The sequence below is a fragment of the Streptomyces sp. NBC_00162 genome (assembly GCF_024611995.1).
GTDB lineage: Bacteria > Actinomycetota > Actinomycetes > Streptomycetales > Streptomycetaceae > Streptomyces.
Genome location: NZ_CP102509.1, coordinates 5,113,241 through 5,139,223 on the forward strand (window position 1 = coordinate 5,113,241; position 25,983 = coordinate 5,139,223).

Consider the following 25,983-nt stretch of genomic DNA (forward strand, 5'->3'; position numbering starts at 1 on the left):
CGATGTCCATACGCACGAACACCGACTCCGCGGTGCGCTCGCACCGGGCGGAGACCTACAAGCCCGGCGCCACCATCGGCGACTGGCGGCCCGAGGACGACGGCTTCTGGCAGTCCACCGGCCGCAAGGTCGCCCAGCGCAACCTCTGGGTCTCGATCCCCGCGCTGATGCTCGGCTTCGTGGTCTGGCAGGTCTGGTCGGTCACCGTCGTCAAGCTCAACGACGTCGGCTTCGCCTTCTCCAAGTCCCAGCTGTTCTGGCTGACCGCCATCCCCGGCATCACCGGCGGCACCTTCCGGATCCTGTACACCTTCATCGGGCCGATCTTCGGCGAGCGGAAGTTCACCGCCTTCAGCACGATCATCCTCATCGCGCCGATGCTGTGGCTGGGCCTCGCGCTCCAGGACACCGGCACCCCCTACTGGGAACTGGCGCTGATCGCGGCCGTCTGCGGCATCGGCGGCGCGAACTTCGCCTCCTCGATGGCCAACATCGGCTTCTTCTTCCCCAAGCGGGAGAAGGGCAGCGCCAACGGCCTCAACGGCGGTCTCGGCAACCTCGGCGTGAGCGTGGTCCAGCTGGTCGCCCCCCTGGTGGTGACCGCCGCCGTACTCGGCGCCCCGGCCGGCGGTCCGCAGCACGACGCCAAGGAGAGCACCGACATCTGGCTGCAGAACGGCGCCTTCCTCTGGGTGCCGCTGCTGGTCATCATGGCCCTGCTCGCCTGGTTCCTGATGAACGACCTCAAGGTGGCCGCGGCCCCCTTCAGCCAGCAGAAGATCATCTTCAAGCGCAAGCACAACTGGCTGATGACCTGGCTCTACGTCGGCACGTTCGGGTCCTTCATCGGCTTCGCCGCGGGCCTGCCGCTGCTGATCAAGAACAACTTCGAGGCGCAGGGCTACCAGGCCACCACCTATGCGTGGATCGGCCCCTTCGTCGGCGCGCTCATGCGCTGGGCCGGCGGCTGGCTCGCCGACAAGATCGGCGGTGCCAGGGTCACCATGCTGTCCTTCGTCGGCATGGCGGCCTCGCTGGTGGTGATCATCTTCGCGCTGCCGCACCAGGGCGACCAGGGCAGCTTCTGGGCCTTCTTCACCGGCTTCCTGGCGGCCTTCGCCTTCTCCGGCCTCGGCAACGGCTCGACCTTCCGGCAGATCCCGGTGATCTTCCGCGACCAGCACATGCGGGAGGCTGCGGACAAGGGGCCGGAGGCGCAGCGCGCCGCGCTGCAGCAGTCCGAGATGGAGGCGGGCGCCGTCACCGGCTTCTCCTCCGCCATCGCCGCCTACGGCTTCTTCTTCATCCCCGCGATGTTCGCCGCCATGACGGTCACGAGCGCGCTGTGGATCTTCATCTGCTTCTACGCCAGCTGCCTGGCGGTGTGCTGGTGGTTCTACGCCCGCAAGGGCGCCGAGGCTCCCAGCTGAGCGGAGGAGCCGCCGACGGCGGCCGTACTCTGGAGGCATGAGCACCCCCGCCGCCTCCGACCCGCAGACCGAGCCTGCCGTGCCGCCGAAGCCCAGGCCCCGGCTGGTCTTCGACGACCCGCTGGACCAGCAGTCCTCGGACGACACCGACCGGGGCTGGGGCGAGCGGCCGCTCGCCGGCGGAAGCGCGGCCGACCTGGCCCGCTTCCTCGACGAGAAGCCCCCGCACCACATCTGAGCCGTCGTGGCGGCCCGGCCGGACCGGCCGGCTAGAACGCGTCGCGCGACCCCGGTGCCCCGGTGCCACCGCCGTTGGCCCCCCGCTGAGCGACCAGGGCGTCCCGGATGTCCTTGAGGACCTCCAGCTCCGTGATCTCCATGGTCTCCTGGACGCCTTCCCTGGCCTTGCGGCGTGCCTCCACCTTGGCGAGGTACTTCGCCATCGGCAGCACCATGAGGAAGTACACGACGGCCGCGGTGATCAGGAAGGTGAGCGCGGCATTGAGCACCGAGCCCCACAGGATCTCGACGCCCGTGGGCTGACCGCTCGCGTCGATGGCGCAGGGGTCCTTCAGACACGACTTGTAGACGTCGAGGTTCTTGGTCCCGATGGCTCCCACCAGCGGGCTGATGATTCCCTTGACGATGGAGTTCACGATGTTCGTGAACGCCGCGCCGATGACCACGGCGACCGCCAGGTCGACCACGTTGCCGCGCATCAGGAAGGCTTTGAAGCCCGCCAGGACGCTCTCCTTCTTCTTCTCGCTCACCACTGAGCCTTTCTTCACATGTGCCGAACACGGAGCCAACGGTTCCGAAAACTACGGCAGTCCGGCCTCGGCGTGTCCAATCGGCCCCCACCTCGAGGTGACTTGACTGAGCGCGTGTGCGAATCAACACAACGTCACCGCCAGTCGAGCCGTCGCGCCCGCCCCCACGAGAGCCCGCGCGGTGTCCCGCGGCACGGACAGGACCACCAGCGCCCCACCGTCCCCAACACCCTGGTCGGCAGGGGGCACTTCGGCAACCCTGGCCCCAGCGGCCACCACCCTCGGGGGTCCGGCGCGCTCCGCCGCGACCACGTCGACCCGGTCCCCGGGCCGCAGCAGCCGCACCGTCGCCGCGTCCGCGATGCGCACCGGGGCCGACACCATCCGCACCGCCACGGGTGGAGCCGCGCCCGGGGAGGCCCGTACCTCCGGGGGCGCGGCTCCCCGCGAGGCCTGAGCCTCCGTCCCGCCCGCGGCCAGCGCCGCCGCCGCGACGGCCAGCCCGGCCGAGACGGCCCGCCGCCTGCGCCGCAGGGCCCTGCGCAGCCGGTCGCCACCCCGCCCGACCCGCAACGGCGGGAAGGAGGGCACCGAGCGCGCGGGAGGACACGTGGAGGAGCACAGGGAAGGCGGGGCGGGGGAGGGGACAGCGGAAGGGACGGAAGAGGAAGCAGAAGAGGAAGAGGGCGCGGACGTACGGGACATGAGGCACCACCAGTCGGAGTGAGTCGCTGTGTCCGGACCCGGCGCCCGGACACAACTCACGATCCGGCCTCCCGCCGGATCCCGCTCCGGCCTGTGGATGATCCCCAGGTTGTGGACAACGGCGTCACCCGCAGGTGTCAGATCCCGGCCCGGACCCGCCCCAGCGCCGCCACCGGGTCCGCGGCCCGCGTCACCGACCGCCCGACCACGATGTGGGAGGCCCCCGCCCCGAAGGCGGCTCCCGGGCTGCCGCCCCGGGCGTGCCCGCCCTCGGCCGCGCCCGGCAGCGTCACCCCTGGGGTGACGATCAGCGGCTCCGGCCCCAGCGCGGCCCGCAGGGCCCCGACCTCCCGGGGCGAGGCGATGACCCCGTCACACCCGGCGGCCACCGCGAGCCGGGCGAGGCGCAGCACCTGCTCCTCTGTGCTCCCAGCGGCGATGCCGACGTCGGCGAGGTCGCTCCCGGTCATGCTCGTGACCACGGTCAGCGCGAGCACCCTCAGCCGCGGGAACTCCCGCGCGGCCTCGACCGCCGCCGTCAGGATTCCCGTGCCGCCCATGGCGTGCACGGTCACCATCGACACGCCCAGCGCGCCCGCCGCCCGGACCGCGCCGGCGACGGAGTCGGGTATCTCGAAGAGCTTCAGGTCGAGGAAGACCTCGTGCCCCCGGCCGGTGAGCTCCCGGACCAGCCCGGGCCCCGCGCTGGTGAGCAGCTCCAGGCCGACCTTGTAGTGGCCGCAGGCATCCCCGAGCCGCGCGACGAGGGCCTCTGCCGCTCCGCGGTCGTCGAAGTCGAGGGCGACGATGATCCGGTTCCCGTTGTTCACGCCGTCATTGTCGCGGCCACCGCTCTACGGCAGCTCCACCGCTCTACAGCAGCTCCACCGCTCTACGGCAGTTCGATGCCCAGGTCCCAGCCGTCGTGGACGTGCGTGCACAGGCAGGCGCGCGACTCCGTCGGCGGAAGGGCCGCCACCGCGTCGAAGAGGACCTCGCGCAGACGGCCGACGTTCTCGCCGAAGACCCTCAGGACCTCCGTGTGGGACACGCCCTCGCCGGTCTCGGCGCCCGCGTCCAGGTCCGTCACCAGCGCCATCGACGTGTAGCAGAGCCCCAGCTCCCGCGCGAGGACCGCCTCCGGGTGACCCGTCATGCCGACCACCGACCAGCCCGCCGCCGCGTGCCAGCGCGACTCGGCGCGCGTCGAGAACCGCGGCCCCTCGATGACGACCATCGTGCCGCCGTCCACCGGCTCCCACTCCCGCCCGCGGGCCGCGGCCAGGGCGACCGACCGCCCCACCGGGCAGTACGGGTCCGCGAAGGTGGTGTGCACGACGTTCGGGACGCTGCCTCCCCCAGAGCCTCCGGCCTGGGAGGTACCCCCAGGCAGCGGCTCCCCGTCGAAGAAGGTCTGCGCCCGGGCCTTCGTACGGTCGACCAGCTGGTCGGGAACGAGCAGCGTGCCCGGACCGTATTCGGTCCGCAGTCCGCCGACCGCGCACGGGCCCAGCACCTGGCGGACGCCGACCGAGCGCAGCGCCCACAGGTTGGCCCGGTAGTTGATCTTGTGTGGCGGGACGGTGTGGCTGCGCCCGTGCCGGGGCAGGAAGGCCACCTGCCGGCCGGCCAGCTCACCCACGTACAGGGAGTCGCTGGGGGGTCCGTACGGGGTCTCCACCTGGATCTCGGAGACGTCCTCCAGGAAGGAGTAGAAGCCCGAACCGCCGATGACACCGATCTCTGCGTTCACCATGCCGCCACCCTAACCGGGCGTGCGAAAGGCCCCGCTGCCCGGAGGGCGGCGGGGCCTTTCGCACGCGATGAAGCAGGTCAGGCAGCCGAGGTGGAGCTGCTGCCCGTGCTCGACGACGTCGAGGAGGACGAAGCGGCGGGGGCGGCGGCCGTGGACGTCGACGAGGTCGAGGCCGGCTTCGAGGCAGGAGTGCTGCTCGACGAAGCGCCACGGCTGTCGTTCCGGTAGAAACCGGAGCCCTTGAAGACGATGCCGACCGCGGAGAACACCTTCTTCAGGCGTCCGTCACAGCTCGGGCACACGGTCAGCGCGTCATCGGTGAACTTCTGCACGGCCTCAAGGCCCTCACCGCACTCGGTGCACTGGTACTGGTAGGTCGGCACGAATTTCCTCCTGGCACTCTGACTCAATGAGTGCTAACGACGCTCCATGGTGACGTATTCCGGCGGATCAGTCCACCGTCACCGGCACGCGGTGACCCATCCCACGCTCGTTCACCCGGTTCCGGGCGGCCGGCGAGGCGGCCGACGAGGCGGCCGACGGGCCAGTGGACGGGGCGGCGGACGAGGGTGCGGGCACGGCGGCCGGCGCGGATGAGTTCACGATCCGGCTCGGAGCCTTCGGCGCCAGCTTCGCGCGCAGGGCCAGCAGGGTGACCAGGGCCAGCGCGGTGGCGACCATCGGCACCAGGAAGCCGTACGAGGACCCGTGCGCGTCCGTCAGGCGACCGGCCAGGGTCACGGCGACGGCCTGCCCGAAGGCGACCGCTCCGGTCAGCCAGGTGAAGGCCTCGGTGCGAGAGGCAGCCGGGATCAGCTGCTCGATCATCGTGTAGCCGGTGATCAGCGCCGGGGCGATGCACAGACCGACGACCAGGCCGAGCGCACCCAGCAGGATCACCGAGTTCGCGGCCCACAGGACCGAGGCCGCGGCGGTGAGGCCGATGTAGCCCAGGATCAGGCGGCGGCGCGGGCCGATCTTCCAGGCGATGGCGCCCATGGCGATGCCGGCGACCATGTTGCCCGCGGCGAAGACGCCGTAGAGCAGGCCGTTGGCGCCCGGGTTGCCGATCTCGTCGGAGAAGGCGGCGAGCGAGACCTGCATGCCGCCGAAGACGGCGCCGATGCCGATGAAGGCGACGATCAGGACGCGCAGGCCCGGGAAGGACAGGGCGGAGGCGTGCTTCTCGCCGTTCGCCGCGCGGCCGACCGGCTTGGGCTGGGTCGCGCGCTGCGCGGCGAAGATCAGGCCGCCGACGATCGTCAGCGTGGCCTCGGTGATCAGACCGGCCGCGGGGTGCACCTGGGTGCACAGGAAGGTGGCGAGCACCGGACCGACGACGAAGGTGAACTCGTCGGTGACGGACTCGAACGCGGCCGCGGTCGGCAGCAGCGGAGAGCCCTCCAGCTTCGCGGCCCAGCGGGCCCGGACCATCGGACCGGCCTGCGGGACGGAGGCGCCGGCGGGGATGGCGGCCAGCACCAGCGCCCACAGCGGGGCGCCGAGGAGTGCGAGGGCGGCCAGTGCGACGACCGAGGCGGTGTGCGTCAGGGCGGCCGGCACCAGGACGGCGCTCTGGCCGAACCGGTCGGTGAACTTGCCCATCAGCGGGGCGAACAGCGCCATGGACACACCGGTGACGGCGGTGACGACGCCGGCGCTGCCGTAGGAGCCGGTGGTGTGCTGGACGAGCAGCAGGATGCTGACGGTGAGCATCCCGAAGGGGAGCCGGGCGGCGAAGCCGGGAAGTACGAAGCCCAGGGCACCGGGTGTGCGCAGGAGCTGCCCGTAGCCGGGGCGGGCGGACGTGGCGGACGTTTCGGTCGTGACCGCGGATGTCACGGCCTTGCCTTTCCGCTGCCTGGTAGAGCGTCCCCGTCTGCGGACGGCACGTCGCCTTGTGAGCGACCGTGCCCGTACATGTGGGAGCCCCGAGAGCTGTCCTCTTGCGCAGAACCGAGTGATACCTGGGCGCCCACTGCGGGAGGGAGCCACGGCCGCTTTGCGGTCGCGCCAGCTCTGCGTCAGGCAGAGTTGGTTCGATCTGTTGTGCCTTAATCGTACAGGGGAATCCACTACCACGCCCTGTGATTGTTGCGACAAGGTGTGTCTTCACCTGCGATTAACGGGACCTTCGTCTTTGAGGTCCCCTGAAATAGGGGCAAAAGCGGTCAGACGACACCGAAAATGGCTGAATTAGAACGCCGCTCTAAAGTCTGACTCCACCGGTACGCGTCACCCGCGCGAGCCCGACCGCCCGTTCCCGCCCGTTCCCAGCCACCCGGCCAGCTTGCCGCCCCGGGCCACCGCGCGCAGCCGCGCCTCGGCCGCGTCCCGTACCGGATCCGTGGCCACCACCAGCAGCTCGTCCCCGCGCCGCAGCACGGTCGACGGCAGCGGTACGAAGCTCTTGCCCTCCCGGACCACCAGGGTGACCGAGGCCCCCGGCGGCAGCCGCAGCTCGCTCACCTCGACGCCGTGCATGCGCGAGGCCGGCGGGATCGCGAAGGAGAGCAGGTGTCCGCGCAGCTTCTCCAGCGGCGCCGACTCGATGCCGAGGTCCGAGGCGGTCTCGTCGGTCTCCCCGAGTTCCAGCTTGCGCGCCAGCCAGGGCAGGGTCGGCCCCTGCACCAGGGTGTAGACGACGACCAGAACGAAGACGATGTTGAAGACGCGGTCGCTGCCCTCGATCCCGGACACCATCGGGATGGTCGCCAGGATGATGGGCACGGCTCCGCGCAGGCCCGCCCAGGACATCAGGACCTGCTCCCGCCACGGAATCCGGAAGGGCAGCAGGCTGACGAAGACCTCCAGCGGCCGCGCCAGCATCGTGAGGACCAGCCCGATGACCACGGCGGGCCAGAAGTCGTGCACCAGCTCGTGCGGGGTGACCAGCAGGCCGAGCAGGACGAACATGCCGATCTGCGCGATCCAGCCGAGGCCGTCCGCGAACCCCCGCGTGGCCGGCCAGTGCGGGAGCTTGGCGTTGCCGAGCACCATCGCCGCCAGGTACACGGCGAGGAAGCCGGAGCCGTGCGCCAGCGCGCCGGCCGCGTACGCCGTCACGGCGATCGCCATCACGGCGATGGGGTAGAGGCCGGAGGCGGGCAGCGCCACGTGCCGCAGGCCGTAGGCGCCGAGGAAGCCGACCGTCAGGCCGATCGCGACGCCGATGACCAGCTCCAGGGCGATCTTGCCGAGGAGGACGTACCAGTCGTCGATCGGCCCGACGGTGGCGAAGGCCACGACCAGGATGACGACCGGTGCGTCGTTGAAGCCGGACTCCGCCTCGAGGACGCCCGTGATCCGGGAGGGGAGCGGGACCTTGCGCAGGACGGAGAAGACGGCCGCCGCGTCGGTCGAGGAGACGACCGCGCCGATCAGCAGGGCCTGGCGCCATTCCAGCCCGACCAGGTAGTGCGCCCCCGCGGCCGTGACGCCGACGCTGACCGCGACGCCCACCAGCGACAGCACGATCGCGGCCGGCAGGGCCGGTTTGATCTCTTTCCACTTGGTGCCCAGACCACCCTCGGCGAGGATCACGACGAGTGCGGCATAACCGATGACCTGCGTCAGCTCGGCATTGTCGAATACGACGTTGCCGATGCCGTCCTGGCCTATCGCGATGCCTATGCCGAGGTAGATGAGCAGGCTGGGGAGGCCGCTGCGTGAAGAGATGCGTACCGCCGCGACGGCGACGAGCAGCACGAGCGAGCAGACCAGCAGAAGCTCATTGAGCGTGTGGACAGTCAGCGGGCGACCCTTCCTCAAAGCGCGCGGAGGATCCGGCGGATCGTTCCTCCAGCGGCAGGTTCAGTGGCTAGTTCGTTACCTTACCTAATCTTTGACGTTCCCTTTACTTGATAGCCACATTGTGAAACGCCCGTTCCCCCTTGTCCTTGCCACCTCGACCCCTGGCGGATCAACGAGTCAGGTCCTGCGCCTATGGTTGCTCCCAGCACTCCCAGGACCACCCTGCCCCTCTAAGGACAGCGATGCCCGCCAACGAAACCGCTCCTTCCGTCAAGAAGAAGGGACGACGTGCCCGTCTGATCGTGCTCGTGCTGGTCCTGGCGCTCTTCGCGGGCCTCGGCTACGGGGCGTACTGGGGCGTGGACAGCGTGCGCGCCTCCTTCCCCCAGACGACCGGCTCCCTCAAGCTGCCGGGGCTCACCGGCACCGTCGACGTCAAGCGCGATGCCCACGGCATCCCCCAGCTCTACGCCGACAACGACGACGACCTCTTCCGCGCGCAGGGCTTCGTCCAGGCGCAGGACCGGTTCTGGGAGATGGACGTACGCCGCCACATGACCTCCGGGCGGCTCTCGGAGATGTTCGGCTCCGGCCAGGTCGAGACCGACGCCTTCCTGCGCACGCTGGGCTGGCGCCAGGTCGCCCAGGCCGAGTACGACAGCAAGCTCTCGCCGGAGACCAAGAAGAACCTCCAGTCCTACGCCGACGGGGTCAACGCGTACCTGAAGGGGAAGTCCGGCAAGGACCTCTCCGTCGAGCACGCCGCCCTCAAGCTCAGCGGTGACTACCAGCCCGAGCAGTGGTCGCCGGTGGACTCGGTGGCCTGGCTCAAGGCGATGGCGTGGGACCTGCGCGGCAACATGCAGGACGAGATCGACCGCGCGCTGATGTCGAGCAAGCTCTCGCAGGCGCAGATCGACGAGCTCTACCCGCCCTACCCCTTCGATCGGAACAAGCCGATCGTCGACGGCGGCAAGATCGAGGGCGGCAAGTACGTACCCCAGGGATCAGGCGGCTCCGCCTCCACGGGCGGCGGCTCCGCGCAGGGCTCCCAGGCCTCCACCGGGACGGGCAGCGGCCTCGCCGACAACGCCACCGCCCAGGGCGCGAGCGTCGGCCTGCGCACCCAGCTGACCTCCCTCGCCAAGACCCTGGACCAGATCCCGGCGATCCTCGGCCCCAACGGCAGCGGCATCGGATCGAACTCCTGGGTGATCTCGGGCCGCTACACGACCACCGGCAAGCCGTTGCTCGCGAACGACCCGCACCTGTCGCCGCAGCTGCCCTCGGTCTGGTACCAGATGGGCCTGCACTGCCGCACGGCCTCGCCCCAGTGCCAGTACGACGTGGCCGGCTACACCTTCTCCGGAATGCCCGGCGTGATAATCGGGCACAACACCGACATCGCCTGGGGCATGACCAACCTCGGCGCGGACGTCACCGACCTCTACCTCGAGCAGGTCAAGCCCGAGGGCTACGTCTACGACGGCAAGGTGATCCCCTTCGCCACCCGTGACGAGGTGATCAAGGTCGCGGGCGGCGCCAGCAAGAACATGAAGGTCCGCATCACCAACAACGGTCCGCTGGTCTCCGACCGCAGCGACGAGCTCGGCACGGTCGGCTCCCGCGCCCCCGTCGCCAGCTCCGCCCCCGACCGCGGCAACGGTTACGCCGTCGCCCTGCGCTGGACCGCCCTGGAACCGGGCAAGTCGATGGACGCGGTCTTCAAGCTGAACAAGGCCAAGGACTTCAACGAGTTCCGCAAGGCCGCCGCCGACTTCGATGTGCCCTCCCAGAACCTGATCTACGCCGACGGCAAGGGTCAGTCCGGCAACATCGGCTACCAGGCCCCGGGCCGGATCCCGGTCCGCGGCCAAGGCGTCGACGGCCGGATGCCCGCGCCGGGCTGGGACTCCAAGTACGCCTGGAAGACCGGCAAGGACGGCAACGTCGAGTACATCCCGCAGAACGAGCTGCCCTACGAGTCCAACCCCTCGCGCGGCTACATCGTCACCGCCAACCAGGCGGTCGTGGAGAGCGGCACCGGCGCCGGCAAGTACCCGTACCTGCTGACCACCGACTGGGGCTACGGCGCCCGCAGCCAGCGGATCAACGACCTCATCGAGGCGAAGATCAAGGACAGCGGCCGGATCTCGACCGACGACATGCGCGCCATGCAGATGGACAACAGCAGCGAGATCGCCGCGCTGCTGACCCCGATGCTGGCCAAGATCGAGGTCTCCGACCCGGACGTGCGCTCCGCGCAGAAGCTCCTGGAGGGCTGGAACTACACCCAGGAGAACGACTCGGCGGCCGCCGCCTACTTCAACGCGGTCTGGCGCAACATCCTCAAGCTGTCCTTCGGCGACAAGATGCCCAAGGAGCTGCGGATCGAGGGCAGCTGCATGAACGTCCGCGCCGACAGCGGCCCGGCCGACGAGCTCTCCGAGGTGGTCCGCGAATGCGGCGCCCGCGGCTCCGACTCGGCGCAGCCGGACGGCGGTGACCGCTGGTTCGAGGTGGTCCGCCGCCTGGTCAAGGACGAGAAGTCGGCGTGGTGGAGCTCGCCCAAGAAGGGGTTCCGCCAGCCGGCGACCACCACCCGCGACGAGCTGTTCGCGCGGGCCATGGAGGACGCCCGCTGGGAGCTGACCGCCAAGCTCGGCAAGGACCAGTCCACCTGGAGCTGGGGCCGGCTGCACCAGCTGACGCTGAAGAACCAGACGATCGGCACCGAGGGCCCCGGCTTCATGCAGTGGCTCCTCAACCGCGGCCCGTGGAACCTGGGCGGCGGCGAGGCCACCGTCAACGCGACCGGCTGGAACGCCTCCAGCGGCTACGGGGTCACCTGGGTGCCGTCGATGCGGATGGTCGTGAACCTCAACGACCTCGACAAGTCCCGCTGGATCAACCTGACGGGCGCCTCGGGGCACGCGTACAACTCGCACTACACCGACCAGACGACGATGTGGGCCAAGGGCGAGCTGCTGGACTGGCAGTTCGGCAAGGACGCGGTCGACAAGGCGACGGTCGACACCCTCACGCTCAAGCCGTGAGGCCGGGGCCGAGGCCTCGGAAACGGACCACCCCCGACGGGGTGGCCACCGCCTGAACGGGGTGGTCGTGCGGTTCCTCCGGGACCCGCGCGACCACCTCGTCGTCGTAGAGGAGCACGACCAGCGCGGGATGCGCCCCGGTGCGCTCCAGCCGCTCCAGGACCCGGTCGTACGAGCCCCCGCCGCGGCCCAGGCGCATCCCGCGGGCGTCCACCGCGAGCCCGGGCAGCAGCACGGCGCCGGCCGTGGTCACCGCGTCCGGACCGAGCGGCGGGCCGGTCGGCTCCAGCAGCCGGATCTTCCCCGGGTGCGCGGTCTCGGCGAGGCCCTGCGGGCCCTCGTACACCGCCCAGTCGAGGTCGTTGTCGGGCAGCAGCAGGGGCAGCAGTACACGCTTGCCGGCCGCGCGCAGGGCGTCGAGCAGGGCGTGGGTGCCGGGTTCCGTACCGACGGAGACGTACGCCGCCACCGTGTCGGCACCGGCCAGTTCGGGCAGCTCGAGGGCCCTGACGGCGAGCGCGCCGGCCGCCGTGCGGCAGGCGTCGGGGGACAAGGCGCGGCGGGCGGCCAGGAGTTCCCGGCGCAGTCGAGCTTTGGTGGACGCGGGGTGCGGGTTCTCTGTCACAGCGGATTCAAATATCCTCGGGAAATCGGCACATAAGTGGACCTACCTACTGCGATCTGGCCTGGGGTTCGGCAGGACCCACTATCGTTCGGGGCATGACTATGTTGCACCCCGTGATCAAGAAGGCCGTGATTCCGGCTGCGGGCCTCGGTACTCGCTTCCTCCCGGCGACCAAGGCGACCCCGAAGGAAATGCTCCCCGTTGTGGACAAGCCGGCCATTCAGTACGTGGTCGAGGAAGCCGTGGCGGCCGGGCTCGACGACATACTGATGATCACTGGGCGTAACAAGCGCGCTCTCGAAGACCACTTCGACCGGAACTACGAGCTGGAGTCGGCCCTCATCGCCAAGGGCGACGACGACCGGCTGAAGAAGGTCCAGGAATCCAGCGACCTCGCGACCATGCACTACGTCCGCCAGGGCGACCCCCGGGGCCTCGGCCACGCCGTGCTCTGCGCCGAGCCGCACGTCGGCCGCGAGCCCTTCGCCGTCCTGCTCGGTGACGACCTCATCGACCCGCGCGACCCGCTGCTGCGTCAGATGTCCGACATCTACGCCCGCACCGGCGGCACCGTCATCGCGCTCATGGAGGTGGACCCGGCCAGCGTGCACCTCTACGGCTGCGCCGCCGTCGAGGCCACCGACGAGGAGGACGTGGTCCGGATCACCGGCCTCGTCGAGAAGCCGGACCCCGAGGACGCCCCCAGCAACTACGCGGTCATCGGACGCTACGTACTCAACCCCGCGATCTTCGACATACTGCGGGAGACCGAGCCGGGCCGCGGTGGGGAGATCCAGCTCACCGACGCCCTGCAGAAGCTGGCCGCCGACGAGACCATCGGCGGTCCGGTGCACGGAGTGGTCTTCCGGGGCCGCCGCTACGACACCGGCGACCGCGGCGACTACCTGCGGGCCATCGTCCGCCTCGCGTGCGAGCGCGAGGACCTGGGCCCGGAGTTCCGCACCTGGCTTCACCGTTACGTCACGGAGGAGATGTAGCACCTTGACCAGTTCCGCACCGCAGGACACCGGCCACCGTCTGTGGTCCGTGGACGAGCACCTCGCGGACATCCTCGCCACCGTCCGGCCGCTGGAGCCCATCGAGCTCCAGCTGCTCGACGCCCAGGGCTGTGTCCTGGTCGAGGACGTCACCGTGCCCGTCGCCCTCCCGCCCTTCGACAACAGCTCCATGGACGGCTACGCCGTCCGTACGGCCGACGTCCAGGGCGCGAGCGAGGAGTTCCCCGCGGTGCTGACGGTCATCGGGGACGTCGCGGCGGGCAGCGGTGAGCTGCCCACCGTGGGCCCCGGCGAAGCCGCCCGCATCATGACCGGCGCCCCGCTGCCGCCCGGCGCGGAAGCCGTCGTACCGGTCGAGTGGACCGACGGCGGCACGGGCGGGGGCGCGGCCTCCGGGATGACCCCGGCCAGCGCGGCCCCCGAGGGCGCGGGCGGCGAGGTGCGGGTGCACCGCGCCGCCGAGGCCCGGGCGCACGTCCGCGCACGCGGCAGCGACGTACAGGCCGGCGACCTTGCCCTGGCGGCCGGGACCGTCCTCGGGCCGCCGCAGATCGCCCTGCTGGCCGCCATCGGGCGCGGCACCGTACGGGTGCGGCCGCGCCCGCGGGTGGTCGTCCTGTCCACCGGCAGCGAGCTGGTCCAGCCGGGCGAGGCGCTGACCTCGGGGACGATCTACGACTCCAACAGCTTCGCGCTGGCCGCGGCCGCGCGGGACGCCGGGGCCATCGCCTACCGGGTCGGCGCCGTCGCGGACGACGCCGACACCCTGCGCTCGACCATCGAGGACCAGCTGATCCGGGCCGACCTGCTGGTCACCACGGGCGGGGTCAGCGTCGGCGCGTACGACGTGGTCAAGGAGGCGCTGACCTCGGTGGCCGCCGGCGACGAGGACATCGCCGGCGGCGGGATCGACTTCCGCAAGCTCGCCATGCAGCCCGGCAAGCCGCAGGGCTTCGGCACCATCGGCCCGGACCACACCCCGCTGCTGGCGCTGCCCGGCAACCCGGTGTCCTCGTACGTCTCCTTCGAGCTGTTCGTGCGCCCCGCGATCCGCGCGCTCATGGGCCTGCCGGAGTCCGAGGTGGGCCGGCCGTCCGTACGGGCGGTCCTCAAGGCCGACAAGGCGCTCGGCTCCCCGGCCGGCCGCCGTCAGTTCCTGCGCGGCAAGTACGACGCCGAGAGCGGGACGGTCAGCCCGGTCGGCGGATCGGGCTCGCACCTGATCGCCGCACTGGCCCACGCCGACTCGCTGATGGTCGTACCGGAGGAGGTCACCTCGGTGGAGCCCGGGAGCGAGCTGGAAGTGGTCCTGCTCGGCTGAGGACCGGCAGGTGCGGGTAGCGTGTTGCATCACACAGGTCCCTCGGGGGCCCGGACGGAAGCGGCACGCAGAGTATGAGCACGCAGAGCAGGCTGACCCACATCGACGAGGCCGGCGCGGCCCGGATGGTCGACGTCTCGGAGAAGGACGTCACCACCCGGACGGCCCGCGCCAGCGGACGGGTACTCGTCTCCCCCCGGGTGATCGAGCTGCTGCGCGGCGAGGGCGTCCCCAAGGGCGATGCCCTCGCCACCGCGCGGATCGCCGGGATCATGGGCGCGAAGAGGACCCCCGACCTGATCCCGCTCTGCCACCCGCTGGCCGTCTCGGGCGTCAAGGTCGACCTGACCGTCGCCGACGACGCCGTCGAGATCCTCGCCACCGTGAAGACGACCGACCGTACGGGCGTGGAGATGGAGGCCCTGACCGCGGTCGCGGTCGCCGGGCTCACGGTGATCGACATGGTGAAGGCCGTGGACAAGGGCGCGGTCATCACGGACGTGCGGGTGGAGGAGAAGACCGGCGGGAAGTCCGGCGACTGGGCGCGCTCGTGAACGCCCCGCGCGGTGGCGAGGTGCACAGCCACGTCTCCCCGGTGGCCGCCCCGGCCCCGGCGCCCGCTGCGGCTCCTTCCTCGCTGCGCGGCCTGGTGGTCACGGCCTCGAACCGGGCCTCGCAGGGCGTGTACGCCGACAAGGGCGGTCCGCTGCTGGCCGAGGCGCTGGAGAAGCTCGGTTTCGCGGTGGACGGCCCCCGGGTCGTCCCCGACGGCGATCCCGTAGAGCAGGCGCTGCGGGAGGGCGTGGCCGCCGGCTACGACGTCATCCTGACCACCGGCGGGACCGGCATCTCGCCGACCGACCGCACCCCGGACGCCACGGCGCGGGTGCTGGACTACGAGATTCCGGGCATCCCGCAGGCCATCCGCGCCGAAGGGCTGGCGAAGGTGCCGACCGCGGCCCTGTCCCGGGGCCTCGCGGGCGTGGCGGGACACACCCTGATCGTCAACCTGCCGGGTTCGACGGGCGGGGTGCGCGACGGCCTCGCCGTCCTGTCCCGCATCCTGCCGCACGCCGTGGACCAGATCCGCGGCGGCGACCACCCCAGACCCGCGGAACCTTCCGGGAGCACGAGCTGAACGGTCCATCCTGGCCGGTCGTCCTGACGGACGGCGATGTCACGCTCCGGCCGATAAAGCTGCGGGACCAGAAGATGTGGCGCGAGGTCAACCGCCGCAACCGCGACTGGCTCCGGCCGTGGGAGGCCACGATTCCGCCGCCCGCGCCGTGGGGGCCGGTGATCCAGCGGCCGACGTACCGCCAGATGGTCCGCCACCTGCGGGCGGAGGCGAACGCGGGCCGCATGCTGCCGTTCGTGATCGAGTACCAGGGCCGTCTCGTCGGCCAGCTCACGGTCGCCGGGATCACCTGGGGCTCGATGTGCGCGGGCCACATCGGCTACTGGGTGGACCGCGACGTCGCGGGCCGCGGCGTGATGCCGACGGCGGTCGCGCTCGCGGTGGACCACTGTTTCGGGAAGGTCGGGCTGCACCGGATCGAGGTGTGCATCCGCCCCGAGAACGGGCCGAGCCGGCGCGTGGTGGAGAAGCTGGGCCTGCGCGAGGAGGGACTGCGGCCGCGCTACCTGCACATCGACGGGGCCTGGCGGGACCACCTGGTGTACGCGGTCACGGCGGAGGAGGTGCCGGAGGGGCTGCTGCGCCGCTGGCACCGGTCACGCCACTCGCAGTCCCCGCCGAAATGAAGAAACGAATATCCGTTCGAATTAAGACCTGCACGGAACCGATTCGCCCATAACCTGATCCGAAGAGTCACAAAAAAAGTCCGTGATATCAGCGAGATCGCGCGACACACCGGCCCAATTGGCCGATCCCCTCGCCCGTACCCCTCTACGGTGTGAGGTGTGAGCAGCAGCGGCCTCATCTACGCAGTCATTGTCGGGGCCTGGGCCGCCTACTTGGTGCCCATGTGGCTCCGGAGGCAGGACGAGCTGAACGAAGCCCGTCCGACGGAACGCTTCTCCACTGCCATTCGGCTGCTTTCCGGCCGGGCGGGAATGGAGCGCCGTTACGCCAAGGGGCTGCGTGAGCGCGGTGACGAGGAGGCGGACCCCCAGCCCCAAGCGGACCCGGACGCCGCGACGGAAACGGTGAATTCCGTTGACGCCGACGCCCGGGCCGTCGTCGTGCCCCCGACCAGGGCGGAGCCGAGACCGGCTGCCGCCGAGCGGGAGCAGCGCGCGGAGCGGGCCCGGCGCGAGCAGCGCCTCCAGGTCCTCGCACGCCGTCGGCGCACCACCGCGCTCCTGTTCCTCGTCTTCACCCTCGGCGCGGTCGTCGCGGCGGTCGGCGGGCTGCGCTTCCTGTGGGCCCCGGCCGTGCCCGCCCTGCTGCTGAGCGCGTACATCGTGCACCTGCGGGTCCAGGAGCGCCGGCGCTACGAGTTCACGATGGACCGGCGCCGTGCCGAGGCCGCCGCGCGGCACCTGCGGGAGAACCGCCCGCGCCGCCGCGAGCCTGAGGCCGGCGTGGGCAGCGACCCGGACCCCGCCCCACCGGTCTCCCCGCAGGAGGCCGGACGGCGCGCGCTGGTCGAGCAGACCGACCACGCCGAGTGGGTGGACCAGCAGCGCGAGCGCGAACGCGGCCCCGCCCGCGGTGACAGCTGGGAGCCCGTCCCGGTCCCGCTGCCCACGTACGTGACGGCCCCGGTCGCCCCGCGCGCCACCGGCCCGGCGACCCCGGACGCCTGGAGCGCGACCCGCTCCAGCACGGCCGAGCCGACGGAACCCCGCCTGCGCGCCCAGCCCGCGGTCCCGGCCCCGAAGACGGAGTCGAAGCCCCCGAGCAACCCGCGCCCGCGCGGCCGCGACCGCGGCCGCACCCCGCTGTTCGACCAGTACGAGAGCGAAGACCGCCCGCGCGCCGCGAACGAGTGATCGGTGACCTGCGCGGACGCTCCTGAATACGCGTTTTGGAGCACCCGCGCCGGGATGCTAATGTTTCACACGTCGCAAGGGCCTGTGGCGCAGTCTGGTAGCGCACCTCGTTCGCATCGAGGGGGTCTGGGGTTCAAATCCCCACAGGTCCACAGACGACAATTCTCGAGTAGCTCTCGAGGATCGTCACGAGATCCCGTTCAGCCGAAAGGCTGGGCGGGATCTCGGCGTTTGCGGGTTGATCACTTGGGGTGGGAGGTGTGCTGAGGTGACGAACTCCGGAATCCGGTGCGTGGCCGGACTCGCGTTGCTCGCGTCGGTCACAGCTTGTGGAAGCTCGACGAAGCCTCAACAACCGCTGCCGGCCTCTGAGCTGCAACCGCTGTCGGCTGCTGAGCTGCGAACACACCTCCTGCCCGCAAGTCTGCCGGGCGGCTGGACCTCTGTGGCGGATCCCGAGGACGAGAACCCGAAGGGAGCCTCGGGCGCGGCGGCAACACCGCCGTCCTGTACGGACCTTCTCGACGGGCAGACTGTTGTGGATGCGAGTACGACGGCGTCGTCTGCGTCCGCAAGAGCCACGTTCAGCGGCGGAAAGTCCGCTGGGGGCGGCGTCATCCCCGGCATGGAAACGCTCTACTCGTTCCCGGGTGACGGTGCGCACCAGGCGATGCAGGACATGCGCAACCTGGTGGGCCGGTGCCGGAGCGTGGATCTGCCACGCGCGTCATGGGAGCCTGCCGAGACCGCCGGTTTCGCCGTCGCCGAAGGTCCCCGGCTCGGAGACGAGAGCCTCGTCATCCAGGGGGTGGTCACGACGAGCACCACGGGTGACTCGCAACGCGCTGACGCGACTGTCGTACGCGTGGGCAGTTCGCTCGTGGTCATCAGCACCGTCCTCTCGCTGACCCGGGCAGAGGCCGATACCGTCGCGACGTTCGTGCCCGCTGCCGTGGCGCAGGTCAAGTCGGACCATCCCGAGCCGGTCGACGCGGTCTCGTGACACCCGCTTTCCCGGTGTGTACGTACTCACGCGTAAACCCCCTGCGAACCTCCAGCACCAGACGGTTAAACTCCGCCTGCCCGTAACTCCCGTGATGGCACCGGGGTCGGGATCGCTTGAACTGGGGGGTTCATGAACTTGCTGCCCATTGGCAGAAGAACGCGCGGAAGACGGGGAAGAGGCCGCGGGGCCGTTGCCGCAGGCGCCCTGCTGCTCGCCGTACTGACCGCGGTCGGCGGCCAGACCGGATCCGCGTTCGCGGCGGCCGCGCCGCCCGAGGCCACCGCCGCGCCGCAGGCCGAGCCCACCGCGCCGGCCGCGGCCGGGCCCAAGGCCCCGCCGAAGGCGGACCCGAAGGCCGACCACGAGGCCGCCGTCCGTGCGCTCGAGAAGAGCGACGTGGCGGAGGCCTGCCCGGCGGCCCTCACGCCGCACACGACCGTCAACTGCACGGTCGAGCCGTACAAGACGGTCTCCTTCACGCTCGCGCTGCCGCAGCAGAAGGACGTGGTGCTCCTCGAGGTCCTCGCCACGCGGGGATGGGCCTACCCCAAACTGATCGCGCCGGACGGCGCGGCGGTGACCTGCGAGAGCGTCACCGCCTACTCGAACGGGGTGCTCCGCTGCCCCACCGGCCAGGCGGGGACGTACACGCTGGAGGTCAGGGACAACAGCGGCATGGAGAACGACATCGCGGTGTCGTACGTCCCGCTGCTCTCCTCCACCGCCTGCAAGGCGGTCGGCGCCGCCGACCGCAAGCTCGGTGCCCCGACCGTGTTCCACGGTTCGCTGGCCGTCGGCTCGGCGGGCGACTGCTACACGCTGGACCTGGCCGCGAACGACGTGCTGCGCACGCACGCCTCCACCTACCGGGTGCTGCAGACGGTCTACGACGCCACCGGCAAGGAGATCTGCACCTCGCGGAGCCACGAGGGCGACACGCTCGACTGCAAGCTCACGGGCACCGCGCCGTACCGGATGTCGGTGCTGCAGGGCTCGGGCGCCGAGCAGACCTACGACGTCACCGTGGCGCGGCTCTCCAATCCGGAGGGCTGCGCGGTGGTGGAGCCGCAGGCGTTCGGGACCGCTCCGGACCTGAGCTCCACGGCACGCTGCCGCACCCTGCGGGTCACGCAGGCCGGCGTGTACGCCTTCGAGCCGGTCTCCTCCGGTGCCGCCCCGTACGGCGGGCTGTTCGCGTCCGACGGCACTCCGGTCGCCGACTGCGCCCAGGGCACCTGCCAGCTGGCCCCCGGTGACCGCACCTGGGTCGTCGACCCCCGCAGCGCCGCCGAAGCCGGTGCGTTCGGGATGGCATTCCACTCCGCCAAGGAGACCCGCGGCTGCACCGCGACCCACGACAACGGCCTGGTGGCCGGTCCGGCCGCCGGCACGTTCGGGGGACCCGGGCAGAAGCTCTGCCTGACGCTTCCCACCGCCACCGGCAAGGGCGTCTACCTGATCAACCGGCCGCCCGCCGAGGGCACGAACGCCACCGTCGTCGTCTACGACGCGGCGGGCGCCGAGCAGTGCAAGAACGACGGCCGCTTCTACACCGTCTGCAAGCTGACCGGCACCGCGCCGTTCCGCGCCGTGCTGAGCGGCACCCCGGCCCTGGCGTACGGCCTGGTCGTCCACCGCACCGGCGAGACCGCGGGCTGCACCGCCTGGCAGCAGACCGGTTTCGACGGCACCTGGGGCGCCGAGGTCTCGCTGACCCCGGCCGACCCGCTGCGCTGCATGAGCGTGCCGGCGGACCGGCACTCCACCGCGGAGATGCTCGACTACGCCAACAACGCCAACACGGTGAACGCATCGGTCCGGCTGGTCGACCCCGCGGGCAACGAGGCCTGCTCCACGGTCGGTTCCTCCACCACCATCTGCACGCTCGCGGCCGGTGTCACCTACACCGCCCCGCTGATCCTCTCGGGCTGGCAGCCGGACACGTACAAGCTGGTCCGGCGTGACGTATCGGCGACCGCGAAGTGCGCCGCGCCCGCCTCGACGGCAGTCGGCGGCCAGTCGCTCCCGCTGGACCTGACCTCCGCGCTGGACGCCCGCTGCGTGCGGGTCACCGGCGCGGCCACGGACAAGATCTGGCTGAGCTCGCGGACCCTCGCGGACCCGCGGTACGCACCGTCGACGCTGCTGATGGCGGTCGACGCCAACGGCAAGTACCTCTGCCGCGGTGCCTCCTGCCGGGTCACCGGCTCGACCTCGTACGTGGCGATCGTGCTGGCCTCCGGTTACAAGGACAAGCCGATCCACACCGACGTGGACACCTGGAGGGTGGGCACGGCGGCCGGCTGGGCGCCGGAGTGCACCGCCAACCCCGTCTCGGTCAACGGCTTCCCGGCGCGGAGCGGGGTGCTCTCCGAGTCCTCGACGGGCTACTGCGCCGTGATCGACGTGAAGCCCAATCAGGCGTTCAAGATCGCCGGCACCACCAGCACGACCACCAACGAGAACCCGTCGCTGAACCTGCACGGTGCCGCTCAGTGGACGAGCACGGGCGTCGAGTTCCAGTGCAACCAGTCGTGGGGCGTGTTCGGTGCCCGGTGCCTGACCCTCGGGAACGCCGAGGCCGGCCAGGCCGTTCTCCTGCTGAGCGCCGGTCGCAGTGCCACGCCCGTGGAGTTCAGCATGCAGGGACTGTGCGACTCCGAGTGCGTCTACCCGCAACCGGGGGCTCTGCCCACGTCGATCAGCCCCGCGACCGGCGCCGCCGGGACGCAGACCCACGCCGTCGTCCGCGGTACGGGGCTCACCCTGGACAGCAAGATCCATCTGGTGCGCAGTGACATCGGGGGCGATCCGAGGCCGGTCATGAAGGTGCTCTCCGTGAACACCGACGGCACCGCTCTCGATGTGCTGGTCGACACCAACGGGCTGGAGCCGGGCACCTACGACGTGGTGCGCGACGGCTACGTGTCCACTCCTGGAGTGCCCTCTCCGGGCTACCTGCCGAAGGCGTACACGGTGACGGCGGCCGCGACCGCGGCGAAGAGCCGGTTCGTGCCGATCACGCCCTCGCGGTTCCTGGACACGCGTGACGGCACCGGGGCGACGAAGGCGCGGGTCGGTCCGGGTGGCGTGGTCACCCTTCAGGTCGCGGGCGTCAAGGGCGTCCCGGCGAGCGGGGTGACCGCGGTCGTCATGAACGTGACCGCCGTCAACCCGACCGAGGCCGGGCACGTGATGGTGTACCCGAACGGGCAGCCGAAGCCCTCGGTGTCGAACCTCAACTTCTCGGCCGGGCAGATCGTCCCCAACCTGGTGACGGTCCCGGTCGTGAACGGCAAGGTGGACCTGCGCAACAACGCCGGTTCGGTGGACCTGATCGCGGACGTGACCGGGTACTTCACCGACAAGGCCGCGACCGGCTCGGCATTCACGCCGATCACGCCGTCGCGGTTCCTGGACACGCGTGACGGCACCGGGGCGAACAAGGCGCGGGTCGGTCCCGGTGGGGTCGTGACCCTGCAGGTGGCCGGTGTGAAGGGGGTTCCGGCGAGCGGGGTGACCGCGGTCGTCATGAACGTGACCGCCGTCAACCCGACCGAGGCCGGGCACGTGACCGTCTACCCGAACGGGCAGGCGGCGCCGGGGGTGTCGAACCTCAACTTCACTGCCGGGCAGGTCGTCCCCAACCTGGTGACCGTTCCGGTCGTCAACGGCAAGGTCGACCTGCGCAACAACTCGGGCTCGGTGGACCTGATCGCCGACGTCACGGGCTACTACTCGGCGAACGGGTCGACGTTCTCGGCCGGTTCCCCGGTGCGGCTGCTCGACACCCGCACCGGCACCGGCGCCCGCGCCGGGGCCGTCGGCCAGGGCGGCGTCGTCAGCCTCCAGGTCGCCGGGGTCGAGGGCGTGCCGCTGACCGGGGTGACCGCGGTGGTCCTCAACGTCACCGTCACCAACCCCACCCAGGACGGTCACCTCATCGTCCAGCCGCACGGGGTCGCACGTCCCAACGTGTCGAACCTCAACTTCCTGGCCGGGCAGACCGTCTCCAACCTGGTCGTGGTCCCGGTCGTGGACGGTCGGGTGACCTTCTACAACAACACCGGTTCCGCGGATGTGATCGCCGACCTGAACGGCTGGTTCACCTCCTGACCGACCTGTGCGAACACCGAGGGGCCCGTCCGATCTCGCGATCGGACGGGCCCCTCGGCCGTGAAAAACGGCCTGAGAATGGGCCCATGACGATCACGGGTGAGCAGGACGGCGCGACGGCGCAGGCGTGGGGTGCGCTCGGCGGGGCACCGGAGCTCGCCGGGCGGGTGCGGTACCGCGGGGCGCCGGGGCTGGGGCAGGGACCGCTGCCCGTACGGGAGTTGGCGCGGGCCACCGTCGGAGCGTGCGCCCTGGCCGCGGCGGAGCTGGCCGCCGTACGGGCCGGGGGCGGGGCGGGCGACGCGGAGCCGTCCGCCGTGGACGAGGGCGCGGTGGCCACGGCCTTCGTCAGCGAGCGGCACCTGCGGGTGCGGGGGCGGGAGCCGGTGAACTTCGCGCCGCTGTCCGGCTTCTGGCGGGCGGCGGACGGCTGGGTGCGCACCCACGCCAACTATCCGCACCACGAGGCCGCGCTGGTACGGGCCCTGGGGCCGCGGTCCGCGACGCCGGAGGCGCTGCGGGCCGCGGTGGCGGGCCGGACGGCCGCCGAGGTGCAGGAACGCGTGTACGGGGAGGGCGGGCTCGCGGTCGCGGTGGCGCAGGAGTACGGGGACCCGCGGCCGCTGGTCGAGGCCGCAGGGGAGTCCGGGGCGCCGGGCCGGACGCTCGGGCGGGCCCCGTCAGGGCTGCCCGCGGCCGGGGTGCGGGTGCTGGACCTGACCCGGGTGATCGCGGGGCCGGTCGCGACGCGCACGCTCGGAATGCTGGGCGCGGACGTGCTGCGGATCGACTCGCCGGGGCTGCCGGAGGCGCCCGACACGTATGCGGACACCGGCTTCGGCAAGCGGTCGGCGCTGCTGGACCTCGCGGCCACGGCGGACCGGACGGTGTTCGATGGGCTGCTGGCCGAGGCGGACGTGGTGGTGACCGGATACCGGCCGGGTGCGCTGGAGCGGCACGGGCTCGGGGCGGCGGAACTGCTGGAGCGGCGGCCGGGGCTGGTGGTGGCCCAGCTGTGCGCGTGGGGCTGGGACGGGCCGTGGGCCGGACGGCGGGGGTTCGACTCGCTGGTGCAGGCGGGCTACGGGATCGCCGCGCGGTACGCCGGTCCGGACGGCGTGCCGGGGGCGCTGCCGGCGCAGGCGCTCGACCACGGCACGGGGTACCTGGTGGCGGCCGGTGTCCTGCGGGCGCTGGCGGAGGGGGGCGGGCGGGCCCTGCGGTTCTCCCTGGCGGGAACGGCATCGTGGCTGGTCCGCGACGTCCCGGCGGCCGGGCCCGCTGCCTCGGGGTACGCGGCGGAGCCGTGGCTGCGGGAAACGGAATCGGGATACGGCCCGCTCCGGTACGCCGCCGGCCCCTTCGGGGACTGGGCCCGCGGGCCCTCCCGCTGGGGCACGGACCGGGCCGCCTGGCTCCCGCGTTAGGGCCTCTGGAGCGGTGCGAGGGACGCGTCAAGAAGGAGAATGCAGCAGTTTCGTCATGCAGCGGCTGGAGTCGTGGAAGCGGTAGTGGCCGAACTTGGCGGACAGGGCGTAGCCGGCGGACAGGTAGAGGGATATCGCCTCCGGCTGCTGGTCGCCCGTCTCCAGGACCATCCGGGTACGGCCCGCCGCGCGGGCGTCGTCCTCGAGCACTGCCAGGATCCGGCGGGCCAGGCCCAGGCCGCGGGCCTCCGGTATGACGTACATGCGCTTCAGCTCGGCGTCGCCGTCCGAGTAGCCCTCGTCGTTCTGCTCCTGGCCGCGCCACCCGCCGCTGGCGACGGGCGCGCCCGCGGCGTCGTACGCCAGCAGGTAGAGGCCCTGCGGCGGGACGAACATGGCGGGGTCGAGGAAGGTGGCGTCGCCCTCGCCGTCGTTGTACCGCGCCTGGTACTCCAGCTGGACCTGGTCACTGAGTTTGACCGCGTCCGGGTGGTCGTAAGGCACTGGCTGGAGCTGGATCCCGTGAGACATCCGGACATCGTACGGAACCCTGCCGCTATGGTGCAGGGATGCTCATCGTGACCTCCGTGAATGTGAATGGGATCCGCGCTGCCGCCAAGAAGGGCTTCGGGGCGTGGCTCGAGGGATCCGACGCCGACGTGGTCTGCCTTCAGGAGGTACGGGCCGAGGAGGGGCAGATTCCGGACGAGGTCCGGAGCCCCGAGGGCTGGCACACCGTGTTCGCGCCGGCCGCCGCCAAGGGCCGGGCCGGGGTCGCGCTCTACACGCGCCGCGCGCCCGAGCGCGTGCAGGTGGGGTTCGGGAGTGACGAGTTCGACACGAGCGGGCGGTACCTCGAGATCGACCTGCCCGGCGTGACCGTCGCCAGCCTCTACCTGCCCTCCGGTGAGGCCGGGACCGAGAAGCAGGAGGAGAAGTACCGCTTCATGGCGGAGTTCCACACCTACCTCCAGGCGCTGAAGACGCGGGCCGCCGCGGACGGGCGCGAGGTCGTGGTCTGCGGGGACTGGAACATCTGCCACCAGGAAGCCGACCTCAAGAACTGGAAGACGAACAGGAAGAACGCGGGCTTCCTTCCCGAGGAGCGGGACTGGCTGGGGAAGGTGTACGACGAGGCCGGGTACGTCGACGTCGTGCGGGCGCTGCACCCCGACACGGAGGGCCCGTACTCGTGGTGGTCCTACCGCGGGCGGGCCTTCGACAACGACGCCGGCTGGCGGATCGACCTCCAGGTCGCCACCCCGGGCCTGGCGGCGAAGGCCGTGAAGGCGTTCGTGGAGCGGGCCGAGACGCACCCGGAGCGGTGGTCCGACCATGCGCCGGTGACCGTCGCCTACGAGCTCGGTGTTTGACCCGGGCCGGATGCCAGCAGGCGGTCCATCGCCATCGTCAGCTCGGCCTCGACCACGCTCTTGGCCAGCGGACGCAGGCGCGGGAGGGCGTCCTCCGACAGGTGGGCCGAGATCAGCTCGGTGAACAGGGCCGCCATCGCGTCCGCGTGCTCGCGGACGCGGCGGCCCGTCTCCAGGACGGCCGCCAGCGGTACGCCCTCGCGAACCAGGGCCGAGGAGACGTCCAGCAGGCGGCGGCTGACGTGCACGATCTCGTCGCCGTCGGTGGCGAGGTAGCCGAGGTCGAGCGAGGCCGCCAGGTTCTCCGGGGTGACCTCGCCCTCGAAGTAGTCGGCCAGCGCCTCGGGGGTCAGCCGGACCGGGGTCTCCTCCGACCAGCCGATGCCGAGCAGCTCGCCGAGCTGGCTGACGTCGCGGCCGCTTTCGAAGGCGGCGGTCAGTTCCGCGATGCCGCCGAGGGTGTGGCCGCGCTCCAGCAGGGCGGCGATGGTGCGCAGCCGGGCCAGGTGGTGGTCGTCGTACCAGGCGATGCGGCCCTCGCGGCGCGGCGGCGGGAGCAGTTTTCGCTCGCGGTAGAAGCGCAGGGTGCGGACCGGGATGCCGGCCGCCTCGGCCAGCTCCTCCGTACGGTATTCGCGCACTGTCGTCCCCGCTTCCCTGTCCACCAC

General features: G+C 71.4%; 23 protein-coding genes and 1 tRNA gene. 14 read left to right on the forward strand and 10 right to left on the reverse strand.

Features of this window, described 5'->3' with window-relative positions:
* The first annotated feature begins 2 nt into the window (after positions 1-2).
* Together JIW86_RS23930 and JIW86_RS23935 are read left to right on the forward strand one after the other, a co-directional pair.
* Positions 3-1,430, forward strand: a complete 1,428-nt coding sequence (locus JIW86_RS23930) for a NarK family nitrate/nitrite MFS transporter (RefSeq protein WP_257555890.1) — start codon at positions 3-5, stop codon at positions 1,428-1,430.
* A 37-nt stretch (positions 1,431-1,467) separates the two neighbouring features.
* Positions 1,468-1,668 carry a hypothetical protein gene (locus JIW86_RS23935; protein ID WP_257555892.1) on the forward strand — a complete coding sequence of 67 codons (201 nt, stop codon included), beginning with the start codon at positions 1,468-1,470 and terminating at the stop codon, positions 1,666-1,668.
* A gap of 31 nt (positions 1,669-1,699) precedes the next feature.
* On the opposite strand, the gene mscL is transcribed toward JIW86_RS23935, so the two are convergent.
* From mscL to JIW86_RS23970, 7 genes are all read right to left on the reverse strand, one after another.
* On the reverse strand, positions 1,700-2,203 hold the full coding sequence (mscL, locus tag JIW86_RS23940) for a large conductance mechanosensitive channel protein MscL (RefSeq protein WP_257555894.1): 504 nt from the start codon (positions 2,201-2,203) through the stop codon (positions 1,700-1,702).
* A gap of 120 nt (positions 2,204-2,323) precedes the next feature.
* The gene (locus tag JIW86_RS23945) at positions 2,324-2,905 is read right to left on the reverse strand and encodes a hypothetical protein (RefSeq protein WP_257555896.1); all 582 of its coding nucleotides are present in this window, start codon (positions 2,903-2,905) and stop codon (positions 2,324-2,326) included.
* A gap of 137 nt (positions 2,906-3,042) precedes the next feature.
* Positions 3,043-3,735 (reverse strand): orotidine-5'-phosphate decarboxylase, encoded by a 693-nt coding sequence (pyrF, locus tag JIW86_RS23950; protein ID WP_257555898.1) that lies wholly within the window; start codon positions 3,733-3,735, stop codon positions 3,043-3,045.
* 62 nt (positions 3,736-3,797) lie between these two features.
* Positions 3,798-4,661, reverse strand: coding sequence for an S-methyl-5'-thioadenosine phosphorylase (locus JIW86_RS23955; protein ID WP_257555900.1), 864 nt, complete (start codon positions 4,659-4,661; stop codon positions 3,798-3,800).
* A 77-nt stretch (positions 4,662-4,738) separates the two neighbouring features.
* Complete coding sequence (locus JIW86_RS23960) at positions 4,739-5,044, reverse strand: FmdB family zinc ribbon protein (protein ID WP_215144656.1); 306 nt, start codon at positions 5,042-5,044, stop codon at positions 4,739-4,741.
* A 67-nt stretch (positions 5,045-5,111) separates the two neighbouring features.
* Positions 5,112-6,503: an MFS transporter gene (locus JIW86_RS23965; RefSeq protein ID WP_257555903.1), complete on the reverse strand. Its 1,392-nt coding sequence runs from the start codon at positions 6,501-6,503 to the stop codon at positions 5,112-5,114.
* Between the two features lie 393 nt (positions 6,504-6,896).
* Positions 6,897-8,432, reverse strand: coding sequence for a potassium/proton antiporter (locus tag JIW86_RS23970; protein ID WP_215144660.1), 1,536 nt, complete (start codon positions 8,430-8,432; stop codon positions 6,897-6,899).
* 224 nt (positions 8,433-8,656) lie between these two features.
* On the opposite strand from JIW86_RS23970, the gene JIW86_RS23975 reads away from it, so the two are divergent.
* Positions 8,657-11,470 carry a penicillin acylase family protein gene (locus JIW86_RS23975; RefSeq protein WP_257555904.1) on the forward strand — a complete coding sequence of 938 codons (2,814 nt, stop codon included), beginning with the start codon at positions 8,657-8,659 and terminating at the stop codon, positions 11,468-11,470.
* Here the strand turns inward: JIW86_RS23975 and JIW86_RS23980 are convergent.
* Positions 11,460-12,095, reverse strand: coding sequence for a 5-formyltetrahydrofolate cyclo-ligase (locus JIW86_RS23980; RefSeq protein WP_257555906.1), 636 nt, complete (start codon positions 12,093-12,095; stop codon positions 11,460-11,462). The genes JIW86_RS23975 and JIW86_RS23980 overlap by 11 nt on opposite strands.
* Positions 12,096-12,190: 95 nt before the next feature.
* Here JIW86_RS23980 and galU point away from each other — a divergent pair, with 95 nt between their 5' ends.
* From galU to JIW86_RS24030, 10 genes are all read left to right on the forward strand, one after another.
* The gene (gene galU / locus JIW86_RS23985) at positions 12,191-13,093 is read left to right on the forward strand and encodes a UTP--glucose-1-phosphate uridylyltransferase GalU (RefSeq protein ID WP_215144665.1); all 903 of its coding nucleotides are present in this window, start codon (positions 12,191-12,193) and stop codon (positions 13,091-13,093) included.
* 4 nt (positions 13,094-13,097) lie between these two features.
* Entirely contained in the window at positions 13,098-14,435 is a 1,338-nt protein-coding gene (glp, locus tag JIW86_RS23990) for a gephyrin-like molybdotransferase Glp (RefSeq protein WP_257555907.1), read from the forward strand.
* A gap of 74 nt (positions 14,436-14,509) precedes the next feature.
* Positions 14,510-14,989 carry a cyclic pyranopterin monophosphate synthase MoaC gene (gene moaC, locus JIW86_RS23995; RefSeq protein WP_215144669.1) on the forward strand — a complete coding sequence of 160 codons (480 nt, stop codon included), beginning with the start codon at positions 14,510-14,512 and terminating at the stop codon, positions 14,987-14,989.
* A gap of 41 nt (positions 14,990-15,030) precedes the next feature.
* Entirely contained in the window at positions 15,031-15,573 is a 543-nt protein-coding gene (locus tag JIW86_RS24000) for a MogA/MoaB family molybdenum cofactor biosynthesis protein (protein WP_215144750.1), read from the forward strand.
* The gene (locus tag JIW86_RS24005; RefSeq protein ID WP_215144752.1) at positions 15,570-16,199 is read left to right on the forward strand and encodes a GNAT family N-acetyltransferase; all 630 of its coding nucleotides are present in this window, start codon (positions 15,570-15,572) and stop codon (positions 16,197-16,199) included. Before JIW86_RS24000 ends, JIW86_RS24005 begins: the two co-directional genes overlap by 4 nt.
* 159 nt (positions 16,200-16,358) lie before the next feature.
* Positions 16,359-17,393, forward strand: a complete 1,035-nt coding sequence (locus JIW86_RS24010) for a hypothetical protein (RefSeq protein ID WP_257555909.1) — start codon at positions 16,359-16,361, stop codon at positions 17,391-17,393.
* 78 nt (positions 17,394-17,471) lie between these two features.
* A tRNA-Ala gene (locus tag JIW86_RS24015) sits at positions 17,472-17,545 on the forward strand.
* Between the two features lie 473 nt (positions 17,546-18,018).
* The gene (locus JIW86_RS24020; RefSeq protein ID WP_257555911.1) at positions 18,019-18,396 is read left to right on the forward strand and encodes a hypothetical protein; all 378 of its coding nucleotides are present in this window, start codon (positions 18,019-18,021) and stop codon (positions 18,394-18,396) included.
* 132 nt (positions 18,397-18,528) lie between these two features.
* Positions 18,529-22,515 carry a hypothetical protein gene (locus tag JIW86_RS24025; RefSeq protein ID WP_257555912.1) on the forward strand — a complete coding sequence of 1,329 codons (3,987 nt, stop codon included), beginning with the start codon at positions 18,529-18,531 and terminating at the stop codon, positions 22,513-22,515.
* 86 nt (positions 22,516-22,601) lie between these two features.
* Entirely contained in the window at positions 22,602-23,942 is a 1,341-nt protein-coding gene (locus tag JIW86_RS24030; RefSeq protein ID WP_257555914.1) for a CoA transferase, read from the forward strand.
* 27 nt (positions 23,943-23,969) lie between these two features.
* Here JIW86_RS24030 and JIW86_RS24035 read toward each other — a convergent pair whose 3' ends face one another.
* Positions 23,970-24,473 carry a GNAT family N-acetyltransferase gene (locus JIW86_RS24035; RefSeq protein WP_257555916.1) on the reverse strand — a complete coding sequence of 168 codons (504 nt, stop codon included), beginning with the start codon at positions 24,471-24,473 and terminating at the stop codon, positions 23,970-23,972.
* Positions 24,474-24,511: 38 nt separating this feature from the next.
* Between JIW86_RS24035 and JIW86_RS24040 the strand changes: the two genes are divergently transcribed.
* Positions 24,512-25,315: an exodeoxyribonuclease III gene (locus JIW86_RS24040; protein ID WP_257555918.1), complete on the forward strand. Its 804-nt coding sequence runs from the start codon at positions 24,512-24,514 to the stop codon at positions 25,313-25,315.
* Here JIW86_RS24040 and JIW86_RS24045 read toward each other — a convergent pair.
* Positions 25,297-25,983, reverse strand: coding sequence for a MerR family transcriptional regulator (locus tag JIW86_RS24045; protein ID WP_257555920.1), 687 nt, complete (start codon positions 25,981-25,983; stop codon positions 25,297-25,299). The two genes, JIW86_RS24040 and JIW86_RS24045, sit on opposite strands and share 19 nt — an antisense overlap.

What these genes read in the sequence shown, in the direction of transcription:
- JIW86_RS23935 (WP_257555892.1), top strand. Translation starts at nt 1,468, where the DNA reads ATGAGCACCCCCGCCGCCTCCGACCCGCAGACCGAGCCTGCCGTGCCG.
- JIW86_RS24030 (WP_257555914.1), top strand. Translation starts at nt 22,602, where the DNA reads ATGACGATCACGGGTGAGCAGGACGGCGCGACGGCGCAGGCGTGGGGT.
- JIW86_RS24025 (WP_257555912.1), top strand. Translation starts at nt 18,529, where the DNA reads ATGAACTTGCTGCCCATTGGCAGAAGAACGCGCGGAAGACGGGGAAGA.
- JIW86_RS23975 (WP_257555904.1), top strand. Translation starts at nt 8,657, where the DNA reads ATGCCCGCCAACGAAACCGCTCCTTCCGTCAAGAAGAAGGGACGACGT.
- JIW86_RS24020 (WP_257555911.1), top strand. Translation starts at nt 18,019, where the DNA reads ATGGAAACGCTCTACTCGTTCCCGGGTGACGGTGCGCACCAGGCGATG.
- JIW86_RS23955 (WP_257555900.1), bottom strand. Translation starts at nt 4,661, where the DNA reads ATGGTGAACGCAGAGATCGGTGTCATCGGCGGTTCGGGCTTCTACTCC.
- galU (WP_215144665.1), top strand. Translation starts at nt 12,191, where the DNA reads ATGACTATGTTGCACCCCGTGATCAAGAAGGCCGTGATTCCGGCTGCG.
- JIW86_RS23945 (WP_257555896.1), bottom strand. Translation starts at nt 2,905, where the DNA reads ATGTCCCGTACGTCCGCGCCCTCTTCCTCTTCTGCTTCCTCTTCCGTC.
- JIW86_RS24035 (WP_257555916.1), bottom strand. Translation starts at nt 24,473, where the DNA reads ATGTCTCACGGGATCCAGCTCCAGCCAGTGCCTTACGACCACCCGGAC.
- moaC (WP_215144669.1), top strand. Translation starts at nt 14,510, where the DNA reads ATGAGCACGCAGAGCAGGCTGACCCACATCGACGAGGCCGGCGCGGCC.
- JIW86_RS23930 (WP_257555890.1), top strand. Translation starts at nt 3, where the DNA reads ATGTCCATACGCACGAACACCGACTCCGCGGTGCGCTCGCACCGGGCG.
- JIW86_RS24040 (WP_257555918.1), top strand. Translation starts at nt 24,512, where the DNA reads ATGCTCATCGTGACCTCCGTGAATGTGAATGGGATCCGCGCTGCCGCC.